This is a genomic window from Clostridium sp. 1001275B_160808_H3, assembly GCF_015550425.1.
Classification (GTDB): domain Bacteria; phylum Bacillota; class Clostridia; order Clostridiales; family Clostridiaceae; genus Clostridium.
Genome location: NZ_JADNAT010000013.1, coordinates 57942 through 84122, shown reverse-complemented (window position 1 = coordinate 84122; position 26181 = coordinate 57942). Strand labels below are relative to the sequence as shown.

Here is a 26181-nt window from a genome sequence, read left to right as displayed (position 1 = left end):
AACATTAATTATTATGATAGACAAGTATAATTTATGTCTTTTACAAAAAGGTTCATAATAAATTATTATTTCTTGCAATAATAAAATAATCTTTTATACTTTCTTCATCTATATTATCTTTATCATAAAACAGTGGAAACTTTAAATTATAGTTTCCCCATATTGTAACTGGTCCTTTAGTAAAATAGAATGTTATAAAAAATAATTCTCTAGTGCATAACTTAGTTAATAATTTTATGTATTTTTTGTCACTTATTTCAAAAAACATATCATTTATAGTACCTGAATTTAAAATTTCATTGAATAGTTTTATTTCTTCTAAATCAAGATTATTTTCAATAAATTCAATACTATCTTTATCTAGTTTGTTTTTATAAAAATCTACTATTATTTTATTTTCATCGTAATTTAAATCAAAAAAGCTTTCTAATGTTTTAATAAAATCCTCTTCAATTTCTTTATTTTCTTTATATTTTCTAGAATAAAGCTCAATATAATTAAATTTTTCAAATCCATCTAAAATATTATTAAACTTTATTTTCACTATTTTATCAAAATCTATTTTATTTATGGCTTTAATCCCCATACTTCCCCCTATTTAATTGTTTATTTATATAATTCTGTTCCATTCATAAAGTTGTTTCCTAACTTCACTAATTAATTCATTTAAATTTTCTGTTTCAATTTCTGTAACTTCATTTAAAGTATTATTTTTAATTACCTGTTTATATTTTATTATCTTATTATGATTGTAGTTCCAAATCTCTTGTATTTTTCCTTTTTCTATTTCCATAACTATTCTCCTTTTATATATTAAATATTAAAGGATAATATTAAAACTTAAAAACAGCCTTTTTTTCTCCTACAACATCACTATAACAAATACCTATCTTTTTCTTAGTAATTTTACCTTTTTCAAATAAATATCCATTATAGTAACTCTTATCATTTAGTATATCCCTAATTATATAAATTACTAACATATCTTTTTTTATTTCTAAATATGACGTATTAATTATATTGTTAAGATAATCTATACGTGCATTTGATGAAGTTTCTAATATTTGTACATATGCTTTATCGGGATCTTCTTTTACTTTATACAATAAGTTTTGTATTACCTCCAAATCATTAACTAAATCATCTTCTCTAAAAAGCTGTAATTTTATAGAACTTGAGGATAATGTATTAAAATCATAATCTTTCCATGCTACTTCAATATTACTTAAAGAAGCTTCATCATCATTATTTATTCCCTTGTGCATTACTGAATAGCCTAAAAATTGTCCAAGCATTATGAAATATTTAATTTCTCTTTTTACTGCTTCAAATCTACTACTATTCTTATTTAAACCGAAATTTGCATAATTTCTTATAAATCCATTAAATATATTCATTAAATCAAAGTCTAACATATCTACTCCCTGTCCCAAATTTATATATAGTATTCTATCACTTATATTCAGATTATTCCACCTAATATAAATTTTTATTTTATTATTAATATATGTTCAAATTAGTAATAATATATCTATTTCTTTAACTAAAGTTACAGCTAGACATCCTTTTTATTTTGTTCCTATTATATAAATGAAAAAATTTCCTAATGACTAACCAATCTTAAGGCTTCTATATAAAGAAAAAGAGAATAAAATATTCTATTCTCTTTTTCTTACTTCTTACTATATTAATTTTTGATCAAATACTTTATCTAAATTAACCTTTTTAATTCTATCTTTTATTTCCTCTCTATCAACAGTATACAATCCTAATTCTTTCATTCGTTTAAAGTATTCTGCTCCTGCAAATGTATATCTATTTTTTCTACCTTCTCTTGTTCCTGCTTTTTCATTTGCATAAGATATTATATCCCCTATAGCTATTGATCCTGGTAGAATTAATAGAGGTATTCCCATTGCAAGCCTTACAGCATTATGCCCAGCTAGGCTACCAGTACATATTGCTTCTGTATGCCCAACAAAAAGACCAGATTTTTCACCTGCACAAAATAAATTATCTACGCCTTTTACTTTTAGATCATTAGTTCTTGGCGCAACTGATAAATATCTTATTGAATTTCCTTTACTACCTGCATATGGATCTACATATTTTGCATTTTCTAATCCTTTAATTTTTCTTAGTTTCTTCAATGGATAGTACGTAGTCATAAGTTTAGCATGTTCAAGGTCAACAAAACTGCAACTTTTGATAAAGTATTCTCTGACTTAGAAAACTCAGTAAGCGAGCAATACAAAGACCTTCCAGAAGCCACGATTTCTCAGAAAATTTATAAGTTAAGAATGTTAAATGGATTAAATAAATATAAATTTAGTAAATTTGTTGGTATTGGTTATTCTTCAATTATGAAATATGAAAAATATATGCTACCTATTAGTGAGGTAAATAAACATAAAATCTGCAAAGCTTTTAATCTACCATGCAATTACTTTGATATTAAAAATAACGAGTAGAATTTTACTACTCGTCATTTTTTTCTGGGTCATTAGGTACTTTTTTTATTTTTTTAATCTTTAACACAATCCTCTTCCTTTTTATACCTTCATCCATAATGTCATCTGTCCCCTCTAAATAATACGCATTTTAATTATACCAAACATGCGTTCTTTTAACAATATTATTTTTTCTATTAATGTCGTATTTTGGTTTCTTAATTGCATATTTTTCTCTTTTTTGTAGCATATAAAGTTTTTATTTTTGTATTTGGTAAAATATTCTTGGGGTGTTTATATGAATACAAGTATTTTAAAACTATTAAGAAATGAAAAAGAATTAAGACAAGAAGATGTTGCGCAAAAATTAAGTATAGCTAGACAAACTTATTCCTCGTGGGAAACAGGGGAGCGTACTCCAGATATAGAAAATTTAATAAAAATGGCAGATTTTTATAATGTTAGTTTAGATTTTTTAGTTGGCAGAACAAATATACGATATAACTATAAAGCTGATGAAAATTTAGAGAAATATATAAATCATTGTATTACTGGATACTATAGATATTTATATGAAAAATAGAGTAGAAATTAATCCTACTCTGAATAATAAAATAAAATTAAGATAATACTATTTGTATAACATTTTTAAAATCTCGCTTGTGTGATTGATAGTTAAGGTTGGTTGCTTTAACATACTATAAATCGCATGAGCATTATTTTTTTATTAAATTCTATAAATATTGTTAACCTACTTTCTACCACTTTCTAAAAAGGAGTACTTACTACGTTTTTTTCGCATTATGTAAATAACAAGCTTAATTATAATGATCCATCTATACATAACTGGTTAACATAAAAAAGAGAAAGAACTTATCTTTCCCTCTCTATATTCTTGCCATTATCTTTATTTTTTATAATCTTATAGACCTCAACTTCTGGAATATTGTATTTAGTTGCTAAGTTCCTTATTACATATTCATATAGCTTTTTATCTTCTTTTAACTCTTTATTTTTCTTAACCATTTCTTCTGCTAACTTTAGTTCATCTTCTTTATTTTCTAGAGTATCATGGAGCTCTTCTATTTTCTTCTTATTTATAAAATTCTCTTTAGCATTAGCCAATATAACATCTGCATTTAATTCATTTAAATTCTCCTTTATAAGTGCATAGTAAGTCTTTAAATCTACATGGGTAGCTTTACTTCCTCGAATACCTCTCTTAAATACATTTTCAAAATTATCTGTTAAGGTGTTAGTGTATTTATCTTGCCATGCACTAAGCTTTTCTTTATCTCCAAAGTAAAAACTATTATTAAGTGTAGATATTCTTCTTTTTTCATTATAGAAAACTGGTACTATTAAGGCATGGATATGTGGAGTAGTTTCATCCATGTGTAAAACAGCATATACACAATTATCTCCAAAGTTATCTTTTAAGAATTTCATATTAGTATCTATCCATCTTTGCCTATCTGTATCACTTAACCTTTCCCAAAATCCATTTCCAGCACTTAATATAATTTCTCTTGCAATAACAGAATTATCTCTTATTTTAACACCTTCTAAATACATCTTAACAGTTTCTTCTACATTTTCATTTCCTATAAGAATTTGATTTAGATGTTTCTTTTTAGGATCTGCATTAGGCACTTTCCCTTTTCTATTGTTATGCCTTTCAAACTTAGCCAATCCATCTATAGATATTGAATCAGCATTAGGATTATTTTTAAATTTTTCTCCAACTCTAAATACTGTAAAAAATCTAGCATCAGAACTGTAACGCCTATTAGCTTTCTTCTTTAAATATTTGTCGTAAAGTTCGTCTTGCGTTGTCATCTTCTAACTCCTGCTCATTGCTAAGTGATTTTATTCTATCTATCTCTTTCTTAAGGTTATATATATTTGTAGAGATTTTTTTATATTTAACTTCTTCTATAACATTTTCTTTTAATTCCGTTTCAAAATACAATGATATTTCATCTATTACTGGCATCTTATTATTAACTACTATTAAAGCGGTATTATCTTCTAGTGTTCTTAATTCTCCATCTTCAAATATCTTTTTCTTTGTCTTAGAGTAGCTGGTGCTTTGTTTTTGTTCTGAATAACTTGTGCTTTTAGTATTAATTTCTGTTACTCCGCATAGACTAGAAATATAATTTATTGTATCAACATCTGTTATTCCAGGAAGTACAATCTTTGTTTTCAAGTTATTTAGTATAGATTTACTGCTATGCTCTCCATATACTTGATACAGTTGAGTAATACTTTGAACACAAGTAGTTATACTCATTTTTCTACTTCTTACAGTAGCAGCATTGATACTCATATTAGAAAGCATTCCTATATTCCCAAATTCGTCAAATAAAAGGCGTATAGGTATGCTTTTATTATTATAACTATCTATAAGCTTATCTATTAATTGTGAAAATAAAGGTGCTATAAAAGGCGCTAAATATACACTTTTTCTTTCAGGATATATTACATATAAAATTGATTCCTCTTTCCTAAAATCCTCTATATTGAATGTGGTATTAATTGATATCTTATTGACATCCTTAGTAGTAAACAACTTCATATTACTTGCTAAAGTTATCTTAATACTTCCCTCTGTTCTATCTGCTCCACCTACCATAAGGAATATATCATATTGAGTTATGGCATCTATATTTTTAGATTTATCTATTAAACCTTTAAGTTGTCCATTATTAAGGTTGAGGATTAATTGTAATGCAAATTCTATTGTATTAAATGGTTTCTCTAAATCTTTTACATAGAGTAATACTGCTGCAAGTAAAGGCTCGGCCATTTGAATCCATTCTACTCCTCCTGTTTTCTTTCCGCTTGCTAATTCTACTGATAACGCTCCATTTAATAGTAAGTTACTTGCTAGTTGTATAACTTCCTCTGAATTCTCACAATTAGCTAATAAATTATATCTTTCACTATAATCAGTATTGGAGAAATCTATCTTATAAACCTTTCTTTTACAAATATTCTTTTGATATCCACTAGTGAGATTATACAATTCTCCTTTTGGATCTGTGACAATCAAGCTACCTCTTAATTTATTATCTAGTAAATTATTTAAGAATAATGATGTAGTTTTACCTGCTCCAGTTGGTCCTATTAAACATATTCCCTCATAATCTATTTTTTCTTTCAGACTTATATTTTTAGATATTTTTAATCCATCTTCGCCAATAATATTATTTAATTCTTTATAGTTTTTTATATCATTATTAGCTAATTTATCTTGTTTATTAAGATGTTTTTTTAATGAAGAATATGCTCCTCCTGTTGCTATTAAGCCTAAACTATAGTACAAGAATTGTGTCGCTAATCCTAACTCTGCTATCATTAGAATAAACTCCTTTCTAATTCTATAGTTTTATCTTCTACCAATATATTTAATAAGTCCTGCTCTTCTTTTAATAATTTATTATATACTTCGCTATCTTTATCTACTCTCTTCATAAGTTCTCTAATATCATCTAGGTTTAAGCTATAATCATCTATCGTGCATACCTTCCAATCTCTACATTTATAAATATCATTTACACTATAAGCAATCTCTCTCCCTTTATAATCCATAACTAGCCTTGTATTAGGAGATAATTTATTAAGTTTATCTAAACTAATAACAATATTTAATTCTTTGTTTATATAATAAACCTTCACTTTTTCTCCTCCATATTTTTAAGTGCTTTTCTAATTAAATCTTTTATCTCAGTAGATTTATCTTCAAGAGATACTAAATAACTATATAACTCTATATCCTTTGTTGTTTCCTTAAAACTAATAGTAATCTTTCTTGCCATAATTTTCTCCTTTTTTTATATCTTTAGTTTATATATATGCAGAATATTTCAGAATAGTTCTTAATATTTCAGAATTTATAAATAAAAAAATAAGAGCTACTTATCGCTCTTATCTTTAATCATTAATTCATATAACATTTGCTTTACTAATGTAGATTTATTCAATATACCACACTTATTTTCAATCCAATTATATAATTCCATTTCTTTTTCATTGTTTACTGAAAATGCTAAGTCTATTTTTTCGTAATTTTTACCCATACGCCCACCCCTTACATGTATATTTTACCATATTTAAGGGAAAAATCACACTAGGAAGGTGATTCTATGAACCTTATGTTGCTAATGCCGATTACAATTGTTCTATCAATTCTATTCACAATATTAGTCGTTAAAAACGAAAATAGAAAAGATAAGTTATTATTAGAAAGAAAAAAATCAATAAAAGAAAATATTATCTATAAAGATTTTATAGATTCATATAAAAGAGAAAATAAAAAAATAGAATATCAAGAATACTTAAACAGCCCGCATTGGAAAGAAACTAGATTAAAAGCCTTGAAGAGAGCAGGTAATAGGTGCCAATTGTGTTCTAGTACAAAATATTTAAATGTTCATCATAATACATATAAAAATATAGGACATGAGGATTTAAGCGACTTAGTAGTTTTATGCAGAAAATGCCATGCGAAATTCCATGATAAAAATTATTAAATGAGGTGATTATATGAAAAGAGAATTTATAAGAATAGATTTAAGCATATCCTTAATGCTTATGTGCGTGTTTGGTTCTTTAATAGCCGGATTAATATTAAAATAAAGCACTTAGATTAAATTCTAGGTGCTTCTTCATATTCTTTCTATAATTTATTTAATAACTCTTTAGCCTTATCTAATGATAAATATCTAATCTTTAAATCTTCTCTATTCAATACATTTATATATGCTTTTATTTCCCCTTCATGAACAATGTAGTCTAAGCTATTATTAATTAAATGTAATACATACTTTTCTAAAGATTTTTTTAATAGGTCCATTATTTCTTTTTCCTTTAACATTTCAATTCCTCCTTGAATTAAGGAAGTAACATATGCTATACTTAATTTGCGCTTAGGTGGTAGCTTCGGTTACTGCCTTTTTATTTTCTATTTTTCTTCTAATTTTCTTAAAAATTCTTTATGCAATTTTTCCTCTGCTTCTTTTCTCGCTTTTACTGCATCTTCTTTATTCTCGTATCTTCCTAAGTAGTAGCTTTTCCCTTTAAATACTATTTGAGCCATCCATTTCCCTTTACTTTTATCCCAAGTAACTCCTGTTATCCCGCTAGTATTTGATTTAATCGGCTTTTCTCTAGATATATTTGCTAAACTAGTACCTTCAAGTAAGTATTTTTCTCGATATTTCCCAAGTGCTATTTTTTGCTTATTCAGTGCGTTTTCAGTTCCAAGACACCCACATGATTTAGTTTTTTCTGTTGTTAATAGATCTGCTTCAATTACTTTGATATTTCCACAATCACATTTACATTTATAATAATATTTCTCGACTTTCTTATTTACCTCTTCTAAAACTGTTAATCTTCCAATTTTATTTCCTGTAAGGTCTTTATGCTTAAATTGTTTTTTCTTAGATAAGCAACCACAACTCTTTTGTTTTTCAGATGTAACGCTATCTGCTCTAATCCACTTTTCATTACCACATTCACATTTGCATAGATAGTAAGTCTTTTTATTTCTAAACTCACTATCTATTATAGTTAACATATTAAATTTACTTCCAATTAAATTTCTTTTTACTCCTTGTGCCATATTCCTTCTCCATAAACTCGCTCCATAGCTTCTTTAGTTATAAGAGTTATTCTTCCAGCTTTTCTATAATCCACTCCTGGTATGAACTTCTTAGCTTTTATTGCTGCTCTTATAGCACCTTCTGTCTTTCCCCATATTTCAGCTGCTTCATTAACTGTCATAACTTCATCTACTACAAATTTAACCTTTTCTTTAGTTTCTAAAATAACTCCCTCGCTAGGATCATATATTATAGCATCATCATCAATTATATATTCATAGTCTCCTTTGTCTTTACTTATACACTTAACATATCCTGATATAGCTAAATCTTCAGTTAAATCATATATACATTCTCCCTCTTTTACATTATCCCAAATAGTCGAGTTCATTAACAAAAACTCTTTAGTTTCTTTTTTTAAATCTCCCCATCTAACTCCAACTAAATCACTCATATATATTCCTCCATATTTTATTTAATTTGCTAGTTTTTAAGAGATCTAGCAACTCTATTGATTATAGTCCTAATTCATCTTTCATTTTATAAGCTATTATTAATTCTAAATCTACATTGCTTACTTCTGCTTCTATTTCATAATCTTTCATGTTTCTTAGTATATAACTAAAGTTATCTATGAAGTATTTTGAACTTTCTTCTTCTTCAATTTTGTTAAGCGCTTCTTTAGCTTCCTCTAACATTCTTAAAGTTCTTTTCTTTCCTCTTTCTTCATGTTCTTCTGCTCTAATTTCTACTAACTTTTTAGCACCTTTTAAAACTACCTCTCTGATATCATTTGCCCAACTAACTTGTTTTTCACTACCCTTTAATTCTACCATTTCATTATCTCCTTTATTTTTTAATTTGTTTTACCTTATGATATAATTATAATACGTTTAAACGTAAATGTAAATACTTTTTATAAACATTTTTACTTTTAATCGTAATTTATTTTTCGACAAATAAAAAAAGGCTAGTAAGTAAAATTGCTCCTACCTACTAGCCTTTTAAAATTATCTATTCATTCTATACTATTTCCCATTCATTATCTCCAGGTGGAAGATATACAACCCCACGTCCAAAATCTCTAGTTTGAATTGTTACTGCATTTGCTTGTGGCCTACTTAATATTTCATATGTTAAAATTCCATTATCACCGTAATCTCTTGGATTTAAAAATCCTTTTTCATTTCCTGTCACTAATGCTACATTTTCAGGATAAATTCTCCATGAACTAGCATATTTTAATTTAACATATTGTTTATTAGTTTTTTCAACGACTTTATCTATTGGATATATTTTTTCTCCTTTACTATTAAATACAAAGAATCCTTCTTTCATATCTACTAACTTTTTAGCATTATCTAAATTAGTAAATGCGCCTATCTGTGTTAATGCATTATCCCAACTCTTTCTTACTCTAAACAGATCTCCTGTTTGGTTGGATGTATTTAATTCAGCTTGGATCATATTTAAAAATCTTTGCCAACCTAAATCCAATGTCAAATGGGGGCAATATTTATTGCTAAAATCTCTATGTTTCTTTACATTATTTATTGTCCATCCATATTGTTTTAATAATGCTGCTACTTCTTTAGCTGCTCTTTTCTCAGCGTTTATAAATTTCAATCCGCCAGATTTTGAATAACAAATTTCAATAGATATATAATTTCTATTTCCTTCTCCACTTCCTCCATCTCCTGCATGCCAAGTGTTACGATTGAAAGGTATTCCTTGAATAGCTTCCACATCATCTATTGCAATGTGGAATGATACTTCATTGTTATTTGATTGCATATAAGCTACTTCATTTGATGCAGTTGCATCATTTGCAGTATTATGAATACAAATCCCCTTTGGTGCCATTGAATATGGACACTTTATACTATATTTATCTGGACTTATTAATCTTTGAATTAACGACATATCTATTCCCCCTTATTTATTTGTTTAAATAACTGATTAGTATATACTGATGCACCCGTAACTAGAATACCTTGTATTATTGCATTAATATTAAATCCTAATAAGGCTATTGCTCCTACAATTCCAAATATTAATAATATTACTGGAATGTATTTGTCTCCTATTTTTTCAGTTCCTTTTAATATTAAACCTATAACATATAAGGCAGGCACTAATATTAAAGCATTTTCAATTATGAATTTTACAAATTCCATTTTACATACTTCCTTTCATTATTTAAATTTAATAAAAAAAGCAATTACTGCACTTATTAAGCTACCAGCAAATGCTCTCCATAACCATTTATTATTATCTTCTAAATCCTTAATTCTGTTATTGGCAACCTTTATTTTTTCTTCTTGAACTTGAAATTTTAGATCTGTATTCTGGACAATGCTTGTTAATGTAGTTTTAATTTCAACTACATTCTCTCTTATTTCATAAATAATGTTGTTATCATCAGCCATTTCACACCTTCCTTAATATAAAAAGAGCCTACATTCCGTAAGCTCTTAAGATTTATTATTCGTATTTAATTTTCTTTAATTTAGTGCGTAATAATTATCGATTGCCTATTAAACTGCATTACCCAGGCTATCTACCCACCCATCATTCGAAGAATTTCTCCAAATAGGTTTATTTAGTGATGTATCAAAATATATATCTCCTGTTTTAAGTTTTGTTACATCAGTTGGTCTTTCTGTTGTTGTACCTACCATATTTTTAATTAATGAATAAGTATTATCACCATTCTTAATATATATCTCACCATTTACAATTACTTTTTCACTATTTGGAGAAAACTCAATGTTACCATTAACTGTTTTCAAATTCATTCCGTTTTTAGAATCTTGTCCTGCAATTAAATCCACGGTTCCGTTTTTAGAATTAGTAATTTCAAATGCTGTTTTACCACCATTTCTTATCGCAAATAACTTTTCATGGACTTGATAAGCTTCTAATTGAAAAGCTGGAGTAGAGTCATCTATCTTATTATTCCCTAGAACAGTAGTCTTGTTACTATCTAGCCATATCAAGTCTCCATCTTTATTAATTGTTAAAATTCTTTTGCTATTTTCTCCATCTGTATGTTCTAATAATTGAAGGAAGTTAGCAGTACCTATGAATTTATTATCTTTATCAGGTCTTCTTGATGGATTATAGGCATTTTTTAAAACTAAAATAGTATTATTCTCACCTACATTATCCACTTGAACTGCTATTCCATCAGTATAATTATGCACTATTTGTCCTATTGGTGCGTTTGTCCCTAGATCCTGTCCCGAAAAATTTGCTATATTTGTATTCCCAGCAACAGAATCCTTTGTATTAATCATATCCAATCTTTCTTCATTTAAATTTAAGGTTGTTACACTATTATTCTCTGATAATTTTATATAACTTTCCAATCTCATAATTTTTACCATACAAAATACTAAAACAGCTATAATTGTTGTTGAAAAAATTATATTAAAATAAAAGTATTTATTATTTTTCATTTTCTTACCCCCATTATGATTAATAGCATAATTATATCATAATGTATATTTAAACTGAATATTTATTAAAAGTTAAACTACTGAACCATTAGCATCAACCCATATCACACTTGGAGAAAATTGTTTACACCATATTGGTTTCCCTAATTGTGTATCGAAATACGGTTGACCTATATATGTCGGAGTAGGTCTTAGTGCACTACTTCCACTAGAAGCCATTACAGCTCTACCATAATTACCATTTTCAAGCATATACAAAACTCCATTTGCATAAACTTTATTTGTTGCTGGCTTTAAAACAATATCTCCTACTGCCGTTTGTATATTCAACCCAGCTCCACTATTACCAACTAATAATTCAGTATAATTATTAGTCATATTGTGCTGAATTATTAGTTCAGTTAAAGTTTCATTCATTATTTTTAACAATTGATTATGTTTAGTGCTAGTTTGAATCTGAAAAGCAGGCGTTCCATCTTCTTGTTTATTACTATATAGTAGAACTGTATCAGACTTATCAAACCAATATAAATTACCATTATTCCCAACTCTAAATAACCTCAAACTAATTTCTCCGCCGTCTACATGTTTTAAACAATCCAAAAAGTGTGCATTACCTACATAATTCGATGGTTTATCTGGTCTCCTTGAAGGATTATTAGCATTTTTTAATACCAATATTGTATTACCTTCGCCAACTTCATCAATTTGTAAAGCTATACCATCTGTATAGTTATGAATTACATTGCCTATCGGTGCTAATGATCCTTTATTTTGACCGCTAAAATTAGCAACATTCAGAGTGCCTTCTGTATCCATTGTTGTATTTATTAAATCAACACGTTTATTGTTTAAATTAGATTTTGTATTGAGTTCTGATTTTATTACCTTTCCTTGTTCTGCCGACAAAACTTTATCAGCTCCACCTGCGGTTAGATTATCTACTATTTTTTTGCTATCTACTAATTTTATATTTCCGCCATTTCCACCGATAAAAACCTCTTCCGAATCTGTACATAATGCAGGTTCTCCAATATCCAACACTGGTAATTTTGCTTTAAGTCCTCTTTTAATTTGTATCTTATTAGCCATTCTTATCCCTCCTTATTAAAATGTACCTCCATCTATATCATCTGAACCATTTCCGGTTGTCGTTATAGTTATATTTTGACTTCCATCAAAGTTCGCCGAACCAGTAATTGAACCAGTTAATGTTATAGTTCTAGCTGTTTGTAACTTACTTGCAGTTCCTGCATTACCACTAACACTTGTTTTATTATTTACAGCAGTAGTAACAAATGCTGTAGTAGCTATTTTGGTTGTGTTATCTCCGGCTGTTGGAGTTGTTGATGTTGGAGTACCTGTAAGTGTTGGCGATGTAAACATAGTTTCTTTACTCTCATTGGTTACATTATTCAATCCTACATCTTGTTTAGTTAACGTTACTATTCCTGTTTTCCCTGCAACTGATTTTATTGGATTTATTAGAATTTTATCTGTACCATCACCGACATAGAATTCTTTATCATCAAGTACAAAAGCTGGTTCTCCAGCTTGTAAAGTTACAGTTCCTAAGTTTGCTTTATTTCCTCTTTTTAATTTTATTATCCCCATTAATATATCCCTCCATCTATCATTACATTTGTATTTCCATTACCATCAAAATCCTCGAATGTCCCGCCATTAACAGGCATATAATTTAAATAATCACTCATTTGTTCCAATGACGCAGTAATTTCTTTGACTTGTCCTGTAGTTGCAGCACCACCATTTTCTATTAATTGTTCGGTTTCTTCTTTAACTGCTCCTGCTTCTACTATCTTATCTTGTAATTTTTCTAATATAGTTGCAGTATTAGAACTTTCTACTGCTCCACGAATAACACTTCCAACAACTTCGAGAGTAAAGGAAAAAGTAGTATTCTGCTTACTACTTTCTGTTAAAACTACTTCTATTTCTGTTTTTCCTGATACTCTTGTAAAATCCCTAACAAGGTTGGCTATAAACTTATTCTTCTCTTTAGTTATATCTGTATTCTGTATAACATAAGTATTATCTACTTTCTTAGCTTGTATTACTACAGAACTATTAGTTAAATCTTTTTCTAAATTATTTTCATAGATGCTTACTTCTAGAATTAAATCATCATTCTGTTTACATTTAAATACTCCATACAACTCTTTAGAAGTATCTAAATTAACGACTATTTTACTAGCCACTATATCACCTCACATTTAATAATTGCTCTAGTTTATCTAATCTAGATTTTAAATCTTCGTTTTCATTTTTTAATTCTTGAAAATCTTCTACAGTAGGTTGTTTTATAACTATAACTTCCTCTTTAGGTTTTAATCCCTCTACAACTTCAAACGCTTTTGTTTCTTTATTATATCTAAGATTATAGGTATTTATTTTATTGTTTGGATCATCAACTACATAACAATTAGGGAACCAATTTTCTTCCCACCTGGTATCCACATCTATATTTATTATTTGTTCTACGAGATCAGTTTCTTTATTACAATAAACTTTATTCATAATTCACCTTACCTTTGCGTCCAATTTGTCCAAGCCCCATTTACCCACGCTCTTTGATACATAGTATTAGAAAAATCGAAAGCTATTTGTACGAAATCACTTTCTCCCCACTTAAGATGAAGCATAACACCATAGCTTGAAGGCGCTCCGTTAGAACCAGAACTATAAGCATACCAACCGCTATCATAATACACATTTAAATTACTAATTCTCTTAGCAGTAGCTTCTATCGAACCACACCAACCTTCATGATAATAACGCCCAGTATTGGCATATTTATATATTTCATTGACACTTGTAATATTTTTATCATTTAAACTTAACTGCTTATTTATAAAAACCTGTGTTCCGTATTGATTAGGCTTTTCATCAATTTGTATAGCTGTTACTTTTTCTACTCCATTCATATAGCCTAAAAAGGCTCCATTGTCTCCGAATATAGCTAAATGCCCACTTGCTGTGTTATAGATTTCGTGAGGAAATTTGCTATCGTTGGATTCTAAATAAAAACTTTTCATATTGGCAAGTCTTACATTATCTAAAAGCTGTATTCCTATAAAGTTACCAGTCAGGGGGTTTATATTTTTACTAACTCTCACCTTTGGATAGAATTTTGATGCTCCTTCAAAATTCTCACTATCAGTAAAGCCAATGTCTATAAAATCTCCATCTCTTGTATTAACTATAGAAAGACCATTAATTGCTAAATTATCTGTATATCTAGAACTTCTTATACCTCCAACTACTTCTCCATCTGTAGCAAACATAATTCCGCCTTGATCCATTTCTACACCATATCCATTTAGGATATTTATTATTTTCCCTATAAGCTGTATGTTCAAACCATCAAAACTTAAATTTCCATTAGCAAAATCAAATGTACCATTATCAAGATTTAACCAACTTACTCCATTTTTACTCATTAAAATTCCAGCTATAATACAATCTGCTATAAAACCTTGTCCAGTTCCAAATGTTCTAAAATCCCACTCTGTAGTACCTGGTTTAAATTTACTTGCTATTTCAAATCCCATTGTACCCAGTACCATACACCCAAAGGTCGGACTTTCTTCTACTCTATCCTCAAATAGAATCGCTCTTACATCCTGCGGTTGTGCTATATCCCTAAGTGCCTTAAATTGTGTTTGAATAGCATTAATAACACCTTGTATTTCACTTGCATTAACAGTCCCATTGCTATTAGTTATTTTATTTACAGTAGCTTGTATATCAGCTTGTTTATTAAAAAAGTTATCTACTGCATTTCCTAACTCTAAAGAAATATATTCCCCTGTTAATAAATCTTTTTCATAATCTATAACTCTAGCTTTAACATCTATATCTAAGTGTGGAATATAGCAAGTTACTGTATCTCCTTTGCCTACATTAACTAACATTTTAAAATTTTCATATTCTGTTGTATTGGCTAAATTGATCATATCAATTTTATAATTTACAGTAGGCTTATCTATACCTTCTTCATATAGTTTGTTACATCTTTTTATTAACTCTGCTCTAGCTTCTTGTATAGTATTAAATCCCTCTTCATCACTAGAATTTTCTTTAATCTTAACATCATTAAAATTTATAACACGCATTTTAGGATGAGTGTATTTATTTATTAATGGACTATCTACCCAGGGATTATTACCTTCTAATGTTATACCATTAAAACCAACTGGAATTATTCTAGTCGCTATATTATCTGTATTTACATCTTCTTCTATTTCATCTAAATTATATCCAAATTCAACTCTTACACCATTATCAGAACCAATTCTATCATTGATATAAACATCAAAGTTCTCGCAATAAAACTCTCCACCCCACCGATTTAAGAAAGAATTTTCATCATCTCCTAAAAGTGCTTCTACAATATTTTTTCTAATGTAATAAGAAGTACTTAAAGTAGTTAAATTACTATGTCCTATGAATGGTGTATCTGCTAAAACTATGTTTAAAGCTTCTTGTCCAAGTTCATTTGTTGGTCTAACATCTAATAAGACTTTATCTATTAAATCATAAAAAATAGGTCTTGCATAAGCTGTTACACTATACAAAGACCTAACTACATTAAATATTCTATATAATATTTTCTTTTCATTTTTTTCTACTGCAATTACATTTTCAAATTCAATATATTTCCATCTACCTTCTTCATCTTGAAAATGTTCTAAAGTTATTAACTTTTCACTATGCTTATAGGTACATGATGTAGGATCTAATGTTATATCTCCATTACTTTCATAATCAGTATTGCTTTTTATATATATTTCTATCATAAGCACCTCCAATTAGGTAAGATATAAATTTTAAATCCATTATTCCAACCGAAAGTATTATTTCCTTCTTTTAAGTACATATCTTCATATTTTCCAGTAAGTGCTACATTATTTACTATTCCTTGTCTATAACATAGTCCTTTATTTGTATCTATTATTAACTCTTGTCCTACATTAGCCTTAATAGTTTTATTATTTATAGTAAGATTTAAATATCCTTCTCCTACAATACGATAAACAGGCCTTGCAATTAAATAATTATTATATAAAATTTGATTTAATTCTCTTTCTCCTTCATCTAAATAAATGTAAGGCTCACAAGTAAACGTAACATTAAATTTACCTATCTTTTTCATTAACCTTTCTGGTGTATCTATAGTTACTTTATTAACTTTGTAGAACACTTCTAAATCATCACTAAACTTTAATTTATTATTTACTTTGCTTAGTAACCAGCTTTTTATAAGCCTAAAATCTTTATCCCAGGTGTACTTAGACATAAAATTAAAAGATACAGGTATATCTATATCTTCATATCCCTTTTCTCTATATAAAGTTTTCCCTCCTGGTACTTTAACTTCTTCATATTTCATTATTGGAGAAGGTTTAGAAGGTCTACTTGCTACTAATAAATTTACATCTAAATTAGTTTTATCATTAAAATATATAAAATATTTATCCAAAAGCTAAACCTCCTTTTCCTTTTCTATAATTATTTGTACTTCTTCCTACAGATTTAACTACTTGTTTAGTAGTTTTATCTATAATCTCTTTATCTCCTAAATAAACATGTAATTCTATATTATTGGAACTATCATTATTAATTACTCCCGCTATAGCCTTTGCAGTTTGAATAGCAGTATCTTTAATCATATTTTCTGATTGTAAATGATTTTTAACTTTGCTTCCTCTTGGCAATTCTATTACTTCATATCCTTTTTCATTAATTTCTGTCATTCCACCTTGGAAGTAAGAAGTACCTAAAGCATTACCGATTCTATTTCCAGACATTCTTTCAGTATAACTTACTGTTTTTAATTCTTTAGTTTCTGGTTGCCATCCACTCCACCATCTTTTTATTTTGTCCCAAGTAGTTAAAACAGTACCAGATTGGGTATTAACTTCTCTATCTAAATCCTTATTCATTTTTCGCATTTTATCTATAGCGCTCAATCTAGTATCTTCCGCCTTTTCTACTACTCCATCTCTTTGTCTTTTAGCATCAGCAATCATTTTATCAGCTTGATCAGAACTAATAGATTTAGATTCATCTCTTAATCTTGTTATTGTAGCGATCTTCTTTTCATACTCATCATTAGCAATCCTTACTGCATTATCTCTACTTTCATTCAATTTTGATATATGTTGTGCTGCTTGTTCTGCTGTTACTCTACCATCATAATCCTTCATTCTTTGTAATATTACTTGTGCTTCTACTTCATTATCGCTTAATGCTTTTACTGCATTTTCTCTCATCATATTTTGCAATGCAGTTATTTGTTGTGTTTCTTCTGTTGTTAAAGCTCTCTTTTCTTGACTAGCTTTATTCATTATTTGATTAATGCTATTTTCATAGTTTTGTGTCTGAGTTTTTCTATCTTCATAGAATGTTCCTGTTTTAGCAATAATATTAGCTTGTTCTTCTGCAGTTAAAGTGCTTTGAGTATTAAACATTTCTTGTAACTCTGCTACACTATCAGTCTTTTGTTTTTCATATCCTGCAACTACTTGACTTGCCATTTCTCCAAATTTTGTAGTCATATCAGTTTTTATTTGTTCAGAAATAACAGTAGAATTTACATATAAACTTTGCATTTCATTTTTTGCACTATCATCTAGTTCTACATATGCTCCTACTGCAGTTTTAGTTGCTTCACTTATTTTAGTAACAGTAGCTTGTGCTCCATTAGCCATATAGGTACCACTAGCGTCCATTGTTTGTGCTGCATATTCTATTTTATCTGCGAAAAGGTCAACCTCTGGAATAACTTCTTCATTAAGTCCTTTATAGATAGCATATCCTGCTCCTGCTATTGCTGCTCCTGCTAATACATAAGGCGCTGCTGCAACTACAACTCCACCTAAAGATGTTGCTAATCCTGCTACTCCTGCAGTTCCTCCTGCCGTTGCTGCTGCAGTTCCAACTCCCGCGGTCGCCACTTCTGCAGCTCCTAAACCTGTTGAAAACTTTCCAGCTACTTTTAAAACACTTCCAAAACCTTGTGCTAACTTTCCTACTGTTCCAACTACCGGGCCAATCACCGCTGCTAATCCAGCAAATTTAATTATATTTTCTTTTGTAGCTGGACTTAAATTATTAAATTTTTCTATTAAATCTTTTACTACTACTAATCCATCTTTTACTATAGGAAGTAACTCAACTCCTATTTCTCTAGCCATATCTACTATTTCATTCTTTAAAATGGCAATTTGACTTTCGGTTGTAGCATATCTTTGACTAGCTTCATTAGTTAACGCTGTATTTTCTTTCCATGCTTGACTACCAATTTGAATAGACTTATTAAATAAATCTCCTGCACTACTTGCTCTTAAAAGTGCATCTCTAACCCTTATTTCACTAAATCCTAAATCTTCTAATACTACTGCTTTATTATCTAGTTTTCCTAATCCTTCTATAAAAGTTATTAAAGCTCCTGTGGCATCATTTTTAAATTTATCTGCAAATTCTTGCGTAGACATTCCTGCAACTTTAGCAAAATCGCCAACAGATTCAGAACCACTTTGAATTGCCATTTGTATTTCTAACATTACTTTGGAGAAAGCACTTCCCCCTGCTTCTGCTTCAATACCTACAGAACTTAATGCAGCCGCAAAAGACATAATATCAGATTCTGTCATTCCTACTTGTTTTCCTGCTCCAGCTAATCTCATAGCCATAGAAACTATATCAGCTTCTGTTGTCGCCATGTTATTTCCTAAAGCAACTATAGTAGAGCCTAATCTATCAAAGTTTTTCTGTGACATTTGAGTAATATTAGCAAACTTAGCAAGTTGACTAGCTCCTTCTTCTCCAACTAAGTTAGTTGCATTCCCTAAATCAATTATGGTCCTTGTGAAGCCTAAAATATTATCTGTTTGAATTCCTAATTGACCTGCTGATTCAGCTACTTTTGCAATATCCTCTGCACTTGAAGGAAGTTCTTTAGACATATCTTTAATGCCTTTTTCAAGCTTTTTAAAATCCTCTTCTGTTCCATCCACTGTCTTTTTTACCCCAGCAAATGCACTTTCAAAATCTATTTGTGCTTTTACCGCTGCAGTTCCTATCGCTACAATAGGTAATGTTACTGTCTTAGTTAGAGTTCCGCCTATCTTACTAGCCTTTTCTCCAAAACTAGATATATTATCTCCAGCTTTTTTAAGACTTTCTCCTGCCGATAACCATTTAGAATTTTGTTTATCTAATTCAGAACTAGTTTTGTTTAATTCTCCTTGAACTTTAGATAATTGTGCTTCTGTTTCATTCAGCTTAACTTTATGATTATTTACACTAGCAATATTTTTATCTACTACAGCTTTTTGCTCTGTATATTCTTGATTGACTTTATCTAATTGATCCTTTAATTTTTGAGCCTGCTCCGATTCTTCTCCATACAGTTTTACAGCTTCTTTATATTCTTTCTGTAAATTCTGTTTAGTAGTTTTTAATTCTTGAAGTTTCTTATTATTTTCTTCTGCTCTGTTACTTGCTTTTTCTATACTATCTTTATATAAATTAATCTTATCCTTAAGAGTTTCAGTTTGCTTAGCTAACGCTTCTTGCTTATATTTCAAATCATCAGTATTTTTACCAAAGGAATTCATTCTCTCTCCAGCAAGTTTTATCTCACTTTGAGTTAATTTATACTGAGAATTAATTTCCTTAAGTTTTTTATTATGTTCATTATCATCTATTGTAAATATCGTACTGACTTTTCTTATAGATTCACTCAAATTTCCACCTCCTTCTTAAAAAAGGTCTGAAAAGCTTTCTACATATATTTCTTCCTCTTCTTCTTGTGAGTTTCCAGACATAGTATCAAGTGTTTCTGAAACTATTTCCCTTAAATTATTTTTAAAATAATTACTGTGAAACTCTTCCAAAATTAAAATTTGTCTCAATGTAGAATTTAAAAACTGTTCCTCGGACATATTTAATTGATGTATTGCTACATAATAGAAATAATCTAAGTTGAAATCTTTAATTTCTACTTCTTTTCCTCTACTTTTTGATTTTTTTTTACTTCTGATTTAACTTGGAATTCAGATACATCAGATAGCTCTTGATTTAGCAAATCTAAAGTTATATTACTTAATGTTTCAATTGCTTTTATATTGATTAGCATATTGTTTTTTATATCTTCTTCTGATATCTCCTTATTTGCCATGCATCTTAATATAGCTGGTAGCTTTTCAAAATCATTTTCAAAAGCATATGAGTAAATCAATAAAAAAGCATTTCCATATTCCTTATGCATTTTAATAAGAGCATTAAAGTCTAACTTCAATTCTATTTCTTCATCTTTTAGATTGATCTTGTAAGTTTTTATTTCATTTACTAACATAATTCCTCCTAAAAATAAAAGGTAGCCTAAGCTACCCTAATTATGCTGCTGTCTTTTCAGTAGGTATTACTACTGTCTTTCCCCACTTGGCAGCGTGAGTTTCAGCATTAAATCCTTCATCTGTAGTTTTTACTGCATGCTTCCATATACCATTTTCTAAAGGCATAAATAATCCATTTAAAGAAACAGTTTGATATTCTGTCTTTCCTTCTTTTGTCTTGGCCTTATCCTCTGGGATAGCTAGTTTTCCTTTGAATAAAGTCATGTATTCTTTAACTCCACCACTTAATGTCTTTTCTACCATTAAAGCAATGTATGGCGGTTGATCATCCACACTTTCTATAATTCCTCCATCACTAGCAACTTTCTTTCCTAATAGAGCAACATAATCTTTTGTATCTATTGAAGCAAAATCTAGAGTAACTTCAATTTCTCCTAAAGAGTTTTCGCTATCATATAATCTATTTTCAGCATAAATAGTTGCTTGTTCCTCATTAGCTGTTACAGATATTTCTCTTAATCCTGGTAAATACTTAGCAGCAGCATAAGTTGGTGTTGCTCCATCTTCTGACAAGATTGAGTAATAAGCCTTTTCTACACCTGTAGTAATTTTCTTCATTATTTATTCCTCACTTTCATAATTAAATCTCAAAATATAATGAAAGAGCTTGGAACTTTCCTCATATAGAGAACCTCCAAACTCTTTCATGAATCCATTTTCTTTCATTACATTTTTAATAGCTTTCACTATTGCCGTATAACTTCCTTTAGTAAATATATCTATTTGTACTCTATAATTAGTTCCTATTTCCTCATTTTCAGCATATAAAGAACCTTCTTCATTCAATATCTCATACTCAATATAAGGTGCTATAGTGTTATCTGGAGCCTTTAAAAGATATATTTTATTCCCTACTAAACTTGTTATTCTTTCATCAAATAAAATCTTTCTTAATAGTTCTTCCATCTACTTAAGCACCCCCTTAGAAATACTATTTACTGCTTTATCAGTTGCTTTATCTACTGCATTGCTAAAGAACCCTATATGTTTTTTGTTTTTACTAGAACCAAACTCATTTTCTATATCTTGAACTGTATCTCCTTTAACTTCAAAACCTAGATTGCCATCAAATCTTTTTATACTGCTTTTCCATCTTTTTTTCATCTTTCCACTTCTAACCGGAGAATTATCTATTACAGATTGTATTACTATTTCTGCACCTTCTCTTAATGCTGTTCTTTTCTTTTTATCAGAGATATTCATATCATCTAAATCCTTAAAAACATCATCAAAGCCTTTAATTTCAATTCCCATCGTTAATCACCTGTAATTTAGCTTTTATTTTCAATTCTTTATTAAAATATTTTATATTATCTATCTCTACTATTTCATATCTCTGATTATTGAAAAGTATAAGAGAATTAACATCTATATTTTTATAGTACCTTGTATGAAAAACTGTAATATTTTCTGAAATTACTTGCTTACTATTCCAATATTCCTTGCCATAAAGGTCATTAACATCTGCCCAAGCTTTTTGAAAAGTAATATAATTCTCTATAGGGAATCCTTCTTCATCATAAACAGTTTCTAACCTTTGAAATTCTACCCTATGTCTTAGTCCCCCTATATTCATATAACATCACCTTGACTATATTTTAATTGAATTAGTATAGTTTCTAATCCAAAAGCAATTTTGCTTACATTCTTACCTATAGTTTCAACTGACCTATTTTCGTACCAATGAGATACTAATATTTTTATAGCAAGTTTATACAGTTCCTTAGAATAATCTTTATTTATTCCTGCATTAGTTAAGTATTCTTCTGCTGATAATTGTAATGCTTGAACTAAATTATCTTCTTCATAATCATCAATTCTTAAAAATAGCTTTAACTCTTCTAAATTCATAATTCACCTCATAAAAAAGAGAATGAGAAATTAAATCTCACTCTCTAAAATAGCTTGTATTATATCAGCTTTCTTCATAGTTGAAGTAACCTTTATTCCTTTATTTTCAGCTATAGATTTTAACTCAATTACAGTAAGTGAATTATAATCTGTTTCTGCTCCTTCATTATCTAAAGATAACATCATTGGAGCTATGTTAGGGAGTAACTGTTATATATCCATTAACAAGAGCTTTATTATCTTTTACTACTACATCTTCTCTTTCTATAGCTCTGAATAAAGTTAAGTCCTCTTCAAAAGCATTTAATTCTCCTATTACTGCAACATCTGATTGCTTAATAGTAGTTAATTCTCTATCAAAGAATTTAATAGCTTCTTTTAAATCCCCTATTACAAAAGGTATTTTATTTTCTACTGTAGGCATATCAGTATTAGGATATACTTCTACTGGTATAGTAGTTGCTCCAGCACATAATCTTAATTGCATTGGGTCTTGTGGATTAGGTTGTAATAAATATTTACCATCAGTATCTTTTAATGTATCTAAATATTGTAGTCCATCATCATTTGTAACTATTTTTGATGTAGGTTTAAATGCTTGTCCTAAAGTTACATTTAACGCTTTCTTAATATCATCTAATCCAGCTAGTTCAACTGGTGCAAACTTAGCGTTAATTTCTGCTACTATTAATTTATTGCTAGTAACTCTTGATTCATCACCTATCCACTCAACTAAAGTATTAACTATTGATTGGTCAGAATCTTTTAATAGTTCATTAGTAACAGGAAAATATCCAGCATACTTTTCAATTTCAAAGCTAAGTCTTTCAAATTGTGGTGTATTCTTAGCTCCTATTTTCCCACCTTCTCCAACTTTAGTAAACCCAGTTTGTTGAGCTCTCTTCTTAAATGTTCTTTGCCCTTTTTGTACTGTTACTTTTTCTACATCTACTAGATCCTTTAATGATTTCTTCGCTTCCTTATACTTATTTATCTTTGTTTGTATATCTTGAGGTACTACATAACCTCCATCAGTATCAGAACCACTTGACATGCTATTTTGAACTTTGAAACCTTGTCTTGCTGCATCAGCAAATTGTTTTACTATATCATTAGATTTATTAGTAACTTCTTTTACTTCTCCAGTTTCTATTTTATTTTTAATTTCTTCTTCTGCTTCATCTTCTAAGTCATATAAAACATCAAACTTAGCTTGAAGATTTACTAAATCTTCTTTAGCAGCCTTTGCTTCATCAACTTTATTTTCATTTACTAAATTTTTTACTTCTGTCTTTTTAGCGTTAATTTTGTCTAATAATTCTCTTAATTCTTTATTCATTAATATCCACCTTTCTTATTTAAGCAATAAAAAAAGACTTAGATTAACTCTAACTCTTCTAAAATTGCTTTCTTTTCATTTTCTAAATTATTTATTTCTTCATGATTATTATTTTTATTTTCTGCTTGACTTAATACATAATTAACAGGTATATTTCTATACTTATTTAATATATTTAAATCAAATTTAGCTGCTATGTTGGTATCTTCACCAACTATATCACACAATCCATAATAATAACATTCTTGAGCTGTTAACCATGTTTCATTGTCCATTAATGTAATTAATGTTTCTTCATCTAACTTTTCTCCTGCTTTATCTAGATAAGTTTGCCTTATACTTGCATTAACCTTATCTAAATCGTCAGCAAGTTTTCTTAATTCATTAGAGTTCCCTGCTGCATATGTCCATGCATTATGAATCATCATCATTGCATTACTAGGCATTATTATTTTATCTCCAGCCATAGCAATAACACTTGCTATACTTGCTGCTAATCCATCTATATATACATTCTTTGTACACTTCTTACGTTTTAACATATTCATTATAGTGTTACCTTCAAATACATCTCCACCAGGACTATTAATATATATATTTAGAGTACTTATTTCTCCTAGATCATCTAATTCTTGTTTAAAACTTTGTGCTGAATGTGCTGCATATCCGGCCCCCCAACTAGCTACTTCAATATATAAATATAAATCAGCTTCTGTTGATGATTGATTTTTAAATTCCCAGTATTTCTTATCCATCTATCATTCACCCCCTTTCTTGTATTGCTTACCTACATCTGTTATAGGAATGTAATTTCCATTCATAAATAATTTATCTCCACCTTCAGCTGCTGGATATCCTAATTCCTCTCTTCCTTCATCCGGCATGATTAATCCATTATTAACACCCTTAGAAAGTACTTCCATCTGTGTTTTAGCATCTGTTCTTAAAATTACCTTTTCATTAAATTTAAAATGATATCCTTGTTCTATTTCATCTTTACTTAATAACTTATAATTAAGTTCTTCTTCATATTGCTTTAATATAAATAATACTGTATCTACATAAAAGCTTAGTTGTTGCATTTCTGAATTAGAATAAGAACTCTTATCATAGTCATTTAATTGGTTAGGCTTTATCCCAAAAGCTCCTGCTATTTGAAGAGCATTAAACTTCTTTAATTCAAAGAATTGACTATCTGTAAGTTTAATATCTAAAGGAACTAATTTCATTCCTAATGGAACTGGAATAATCTTTCCAGAATTTTTAGAACCATTCGCAAAATCTTCAAAACCTTTTATAAGTCTTTCTTTAGCAGTTGGGTCTAAATCCCCAGTATATTCAAGTACAGCTTTTGCAGTAAGTCCACTTTTATAAAGGTTATTCATAAAGTTTTGGCTTTCTAAACCACCTTCAACTGTGCTTTTTAAAATTTCTCTTACTGGAACACCTAAAATTCCGTCAAAACTATATGATGTTTTAAAGTGCATTACTTCATCACTATTAAATACATATTGCTCTTTTGAATACTTATCAGTATATAAGTACCACATTCGCCCCTTTGCACCAAAATAACCTTGGTCATCTATAAGGACTTGGACATTTTCGGATGGCATAATCCATAAATCTTGTATTTCTTCAACTCCACCATACTTATTTCTTTTAAATTTTCTTCTTATCCATACATAAGCATTTCCATAGTGATTTCTATTTTGCTCTACAGTTGCCCAAAATATAGAAGGTGTCATTAATGCATTAGGTCTTGTCCTTAAAAGCTTATGAACCTTATTAGACTTAACCCTTTGTACTCCCTTATCCGTATCTTGACGAAACTTCAAAGGCATTTTTCCTAATGTTTCTGATAACATTTTTAAACAAGTGAAATAAGTAACTTCACTTACCAACTTCTTAGGAGTTGAACTTATCCCAAGCCAATCTAACAACTCTTGACTCTGCATATCTACTGATGTTACAGGAATAATAGCATTTTTTATCCCTTTTGCAATTCTACTAAATACATTCAAT

At 28.9% G+C, this 26181-nt stretch carries 37 protein-coding genes and 1 pseudogene; 3 read left to right on the top strand and 35 right to left on the bottom strand.

The genetic code is table 11. The features are described from left to right. Window positions 1–52 precede the first annotated feature (52 nt). The 4 genes and pseudogenes from I2A75_RS11385 to I2A75_RS11370 all read right to left on the bottom strand — a co-directional run. Window positions 53–586, bottom strand: a complete 534-nt coding sequence (locus I2A75_RS11385) for a hypothetical protein (protein ID WP_195264583.1) — start codon at window positions 584–586, stop codon at window positions 53–55. Window positions 587–610: 24 nt separating this feature from the next. Beyond that, on the bottom strand, window positions 611–793 hold the full coding sequence (locus tag I2A75_RS11380) for a hypothetical protein (RefSeq protein ID WP_195264582.1): 183 nt from the start codon (window positions 791–793) through the stop codon (window positions 611–613). Between the two features lie 40 nt (window positions 794–833). Then, window positions 834–1415 carry a hypothetical protein gene (locus I2A75_RS11375; protein WP_195264581.1) on the bottom strand — a complete coding sequence of 194 codons (582 nt, stop codon included), beginning with the start codon at window positions 1413–1415 and terminating at the stop codon, window positions 834–836. Window positions 1416–1682: 267 nt separating this feature from the next. After that, window positions 1683–2180, bottom strand: a pseudogene (locus tag I2A75_RS11370) (FAD-dependent oxidoreductase); the annotation flags it as partial. Between I2A75_RS11370 and I2A75_RS11365 the strand changes: the two are divergent. Then, window positions 2178–2471: a helix-turn-helix transcriptional regulator gene (locus I2A75_RS11365; protein WP_195264580.1), complete on the top strand. Its 294-nt coding sequence runs from the start codon at window positions 2178–2180 to the stop codon at window positions 2469–2471. The pseudogene I2A75_RS11370 and the gene I2A75_RS11365 overlap by 3 nt on opposite strands. A gap of 277 nt (window positions 2472–2748) precedes the next feature. Next, window positions 2749–3033: a helix-turn-helix transcriptional regulator gene (locus tag I2A75_RS11360; RefSeq protein WP_195264579.1), complete on the top strand. Its 285-nt coding sequence runs from the start codon at window positions 2749–2751 to the stop codon at window positions 3031–3033. Window positions 3034–3323: 290 nt separating this feature from the next. Here the strand turns inward: I2A75_RS11360 and mobV are convergent, their stop codons facing one another. From mobV to I2A75_RS11335, 5 genes are all read right to left on the bottom strand, one after another. Continuing rightward, entirely contained in the window at window positions 3324–4289 is a 966-nt protein-coding gene (gene mobV, locus I2A75_RS11355; protein WP_195264578.1) for a MobV family relaxase, read from the bottom strand. After that, a complete protein-coding gene (locus tag I2A75_RS11350) occupies window positions 4240–5814 on the bottom strand; it encodes a type IV secretory system conjugative DNA transfer family protein (protein ID WP_195264577.1) in 1575 nt (524 codons plus the stop codon). Before I2A75_RS11350 ends, mobV begins: the two co-directional genes overlap by 50 nt. Beyond that, on the bottom strand, window positions 5814–6134 hold the full coding sequence (locus I2A75_RS11345) for a hypothetical protein (protein WP_195264576.1): 321 nt from the start codon (window positions 6132–6134) through the stop codon (window positions 5814–5816). Before I2A75_RS11345 ends, I2A75_RS11350 begins: the two co-directional genes overlap by 1 nt. Next, on the bottom strand, window positions 6131–6274 hold the full coding sequence (locus I2A75_RS11340; RefSeq protein ID WP_195264575.1) for a hypothetical protein: 144 nt from the start codon (window positions 6272–6274) through the stop codon (window positions 6131–6133). Before I2A75_RS11340 ends, I2A75_RS11345 begins: the two co-directional genes overlap by 4 nt. A 96-nt stretch (window positions 6275–6370) precedes the next feature. Then, window positions 6371–6535 (bottom strand): hypothetical protein, encoded by a 165-nt coding sequence (locus I2A75_RS11335; RefSeq protein ID WP_195264574.1) that lies wholly within the window; start codon window positions 6533–6535, stop codon window positions 6371–6373. A gap of 84 nt (window positions 6536–6619) precedes the next feature. Between I2A75_RS11335 and I2A75_RS11330 the strand changes: the two genes are divergently transcribed. Next, window positions 6620–6988, top strand: coding sequence for an HNH endonuclease (locus tag I2A75_RS11330; RefSeq protein ID WP_195264573.1), 369 nt, complete (start codon window positions 6620–6622; stop codon window positions 6986–6988). 146 nt (window positions 6989–7134) lie between these two features. Here the strand turns inward: I2A75_RS11330 and I2A75_RS11325 are convergent, their stop codons facing one another. The 26 genes from I2A75_RS11325 to I2A75_RS11200 all read right to left on the bottom strand — a co-directional run bounded on the left by I2A75_RS11325 (window position 7135) and on the right by I2A75_RS11200 (window position 26180). Next, window positions 7135–7332, bottom strand: a complete 198-nt coding sequence (locus I2A75_RS11325; RefSeq protein ID WP_195264572.1) for a hypothetical protein — start codon at window positions 7330–7332, stop codon at window positions 7135–7137. Window positions 7333–7419: 87 nt separating this feature from the next. Then, entirely contained in the window at window positions 7420–8082 is a 663-nt protein-coding gene (locus tag I2A75_RS11320; protein ID WP_195264571.1) for an AP2 domain-containing protein, read from the bottom strand. Beyond that, entirely contained in the window at window positions 8067–8516 is a 450-nt protein-coding gene (locus I2A75_RS11315) for a helix-turn-helix domain-containing protein (protein WP_195264570.1), read from the bottom strand. Before I2A75_RS11315 ends, I2A75_RS11320 begins: the two co-directional genes overlap by 16 nt. 61 nt (window positions 8517–8577) lie before the next feature. After that, window positions 8578–8898, bottom strand: a complete 321-nt coding sequence (locus I2A75_RS11310; protein WP_195264569.1) for a hypothetical protein — start codon at window positions 8896–8898, stop codon at window positions 8578–8580. Window positions 8899–9085: 187 nt separating this feature from the next. Next, window positions 9086–9985 carry an N-acetylmuramoyl-L-alanine amidase gene (locus tag I2A75_RS11305; protein WP_195264568.1) on the bottom strand — a complete coding sequence of 300 codons (900 nt, stop codon included), beginning with the start codon at window positions 9983–9985 and terminating at the stop codon, window positions 9086–9088. Between the two features lie 2 nt (window positions 9986–9987). Beyond that, the gene (locus I2A75_RS11300) at window positions 9988–10239 is read right to left on the bottom strand and encodes a phage holin family protein (protein WP_195264567.1); all 252 of its coding nucleotides are present in this window, start codon (window positions 10237–10239) and stop codon (window positions 9988–9990) included. A gap of 18 nt (window positions 10240–10257) precedes the next feature. Further along, window positions 10258–10491 carry a hemolysin XhlA family protein gene (locus I2A75_RS11295; protein WP_195264566.1) on the bottom strand — a complete coding sequence of 78 codons (234 nt, stop codon included), beginning with the start codon at window positions 10489–10491 and terminating at the stop codon, window positions 10258–10260. Window positions 10492–10599: 108 nt separating this feature from the next. Then, on the bottom strand, window positions 10600–11523 hold the full coding sequence (locus I2A75_RS11290; RefSeq protein ID WP_195264565.1) for a hypothetical protein: 924 nt from the start codon (window positions 11521–11523) through the stop codon (window positions 10600–10602). Between the two features lie 72 nt (window positions 11524–11595). After that, complete coding sequence (locus tag I2A75_RS11285; protein ID WP_195264564.1) at window positions 11596–12615, bottom strand: hypothetical protein; 1020 nt, start codon at window positions 12613–12615, stop codon at window positions 11596–11598. A 15-nt stretch (window positions 12616–12630) separates the two neighbouring features. Next, window positions 12631–13137 (bottom strand): hypothetical protein, encoded by a 507-nt coding sequence (locus I2A75_RS11280; RefSeq protein WP_195264563.1) that lies wholly within the window; start codon window positions 13135–13137, stop codon window positions 12631–12633. Next, complete coding sequence (locus I2A75_RS11275) at window positions 13137–13742, bottom strand: BppU family phage baseplate upper protein (RefSeq protein ID WP_195264562.1); 606 nt, start codon at window positions 13740–13742, stop codon at window positions 13137–13139. The genes I2A75_RS11280 and I2A75_RS11275 overlap by 1 nt, the downstream gene beginning before the upstream one ends. Before the next feature lie 4 nt (window positions 13743–13746). Continuing rightward, window positions 13747–14061, bottom strand: a complete 315-nt coding sequence (locus tag I2A75_RS11270; RefSeq protein WP_195264561.1) for a hypothetical protein — start codon at window positions 14059–14061, stop codon at window positions 13747–13749. An 8-nt stretch (window positions 14062–14069) separates the two neighbouring features. Then, complete coding sequence (locus I2A75_RS11265) at window positions 14070–16343, bottom strand: phage tail spike protein (RefSeq protein WP_195264560.1); 2274 nt, start codon at window positions 16341–16343, stop codon at window positions 14070–14072. Next, entirely contained in the window at window positions 16340–17026 is a 687-nt protein-coding gene (locus I2A75_RS11260; RefSeq protein WP_195264559.1) for a distal tail protein Dit, read from the bottom strand. The genes I2A75_RS11265 and I2A75_RS11260 overlap by 4 nt, the downstream gene beginning before the upstream one ends. Next, window positions 17019–20297, bottom strand: a complete 3279-nt coding sequence (locus tag I2A75_RS11255) for a phage tail tape measure protein (protein ID WP_207733813.1) — start codon at window positions 20295–20297, stop codon at window positions 17019–17021. Before I2A75_RS11255 ends, I2A75_RS11260 begins: the two co-directional genes overlap by 8 nt. 15 nt (window positions 20298–20312) lie before the next feature. After that, window positions 20313–20465 (bottom strand): hypothetical protein, encoded by a 153-nt coding sequence (locus I2A75_RS11250; RefSeq protein ID WP_195264558.1) that lies wholly within the window; start codon window positions 20463–20465, stop codon window positions 20313–20315. Between the two features lie 86 nt (window positions 20466–20551). Then, window positions 20552–20908 carry a hypothetical protein gene (locus tag I2A75_RS11245; RefSeq protein ID WP_195264557.1) on the bottom strand — a complete coding sequence of 119 codons (357 nt, stop codon included), beginning with the start codon at window positions 20906–20908 and terminating at the stop codon, window positions 20552–20554. A 40-nt stretch (window positions 20909–20948) separates the two neighbouring features. Continuing rightward, window positions 20949–21527, bottom strand: a complete 579-nt coding sequence (locus I2A75_RS11240) for a major tail protein (RefSeq protein ID WP_195264556.1) — start codon at window positions 21525–21527, stop codon at window positions 20949–20951. 3 nt (window positions 21528–21530) lie between these two features. Continuing rightward, entirely contained in the window at window positions 21531–21875 is a 345-nt protein-coding gene (locus tag I2A75_RS11235) for a prohead protease (RefSeq protein ID WP_195264555.1), read from the bottom strand. Further along, a complete protein-coding gene (locus I2A75_RS11230; RefSeq protein ID WP_195264554.1) occupies window positions 21876–22223 on the bottom strand; it encodes an HK97-gp10 family putative phage morphogenesis protein in 348 nt (115 codons plus the stop codon). Continuing rightward, entirely contained in the window at window positions 22213–22545 is a 333-nt protein-coding gene (locus I2A75_RS11225) for a phage head closure protein (protein ID WP_195264553.1), read from the bottom strand. The genes I2A75_RS11230 and I2A75_RS11225 overlap by 11 nt, the downstream gene beginning before the upstream one ends. Next, window positions 22542–22820 carry a head-tail connector protein gene (locus I2A75_RS11220; protein WP_195264552.1) on the bottom strand — a complete coding sequence of 93 codons (279 nt, stop codon included), beginning with the start codon at window positions 22818–22820 and terminating at the stop codon, window positions 22542–22544. The genes I2A75_RS11225 and I2A75_RS11220 overlap by 4 nt, the downstream gene beginning before the upstream one ends. A 30-nt stretch (window positions 22821–22850) precedes the next feature. Further along, entirely contained in the window at window positions 22851–23006 is a 156-nt protein-coding gene (locus tag I2A75_RS11215; protein WP_195264551.1) for a Rho termination factor N-terminal domain-containing protein, read from the bottom strand. Between the two features lie 10 nt (window positions 23007–23016). Beyond that, on the bottom strand, window positions 23017–24159 hold the full coding sequence (locus I2A75_RS11210; protein ID WP_195264550.1) for a phage major capsid protein: 1143 nt from the start codon (window positions 24157–24159) through the stop codon (window positions 23017–23019). 38 nt (window positions 24160–24197) lie between these two features. Beyond that, on the bottom strand, window positions 24198–24914 hold the full coding sequence (locus I2A75_RS11205) for a head maturation protease, ClpP-related (protein WP_195264549.1): 717 nt from the start codon (window positions 24912–24914) through the stop codon (window positions 24198–24200). 3 nt (window positions 24915–24917) lie between these two features. After that, complete coding sequence (locus tag I2A75_RS11200; protein WP_243242153.1) at window positions 24918–26180, bottom strand: phage portal protein; 1263 nt, start codon at window positions 26178–26180, stop codon at window positions 24918–24920. Between the last annotated feature and the right edge of the window lies 1 nt (window position 26181).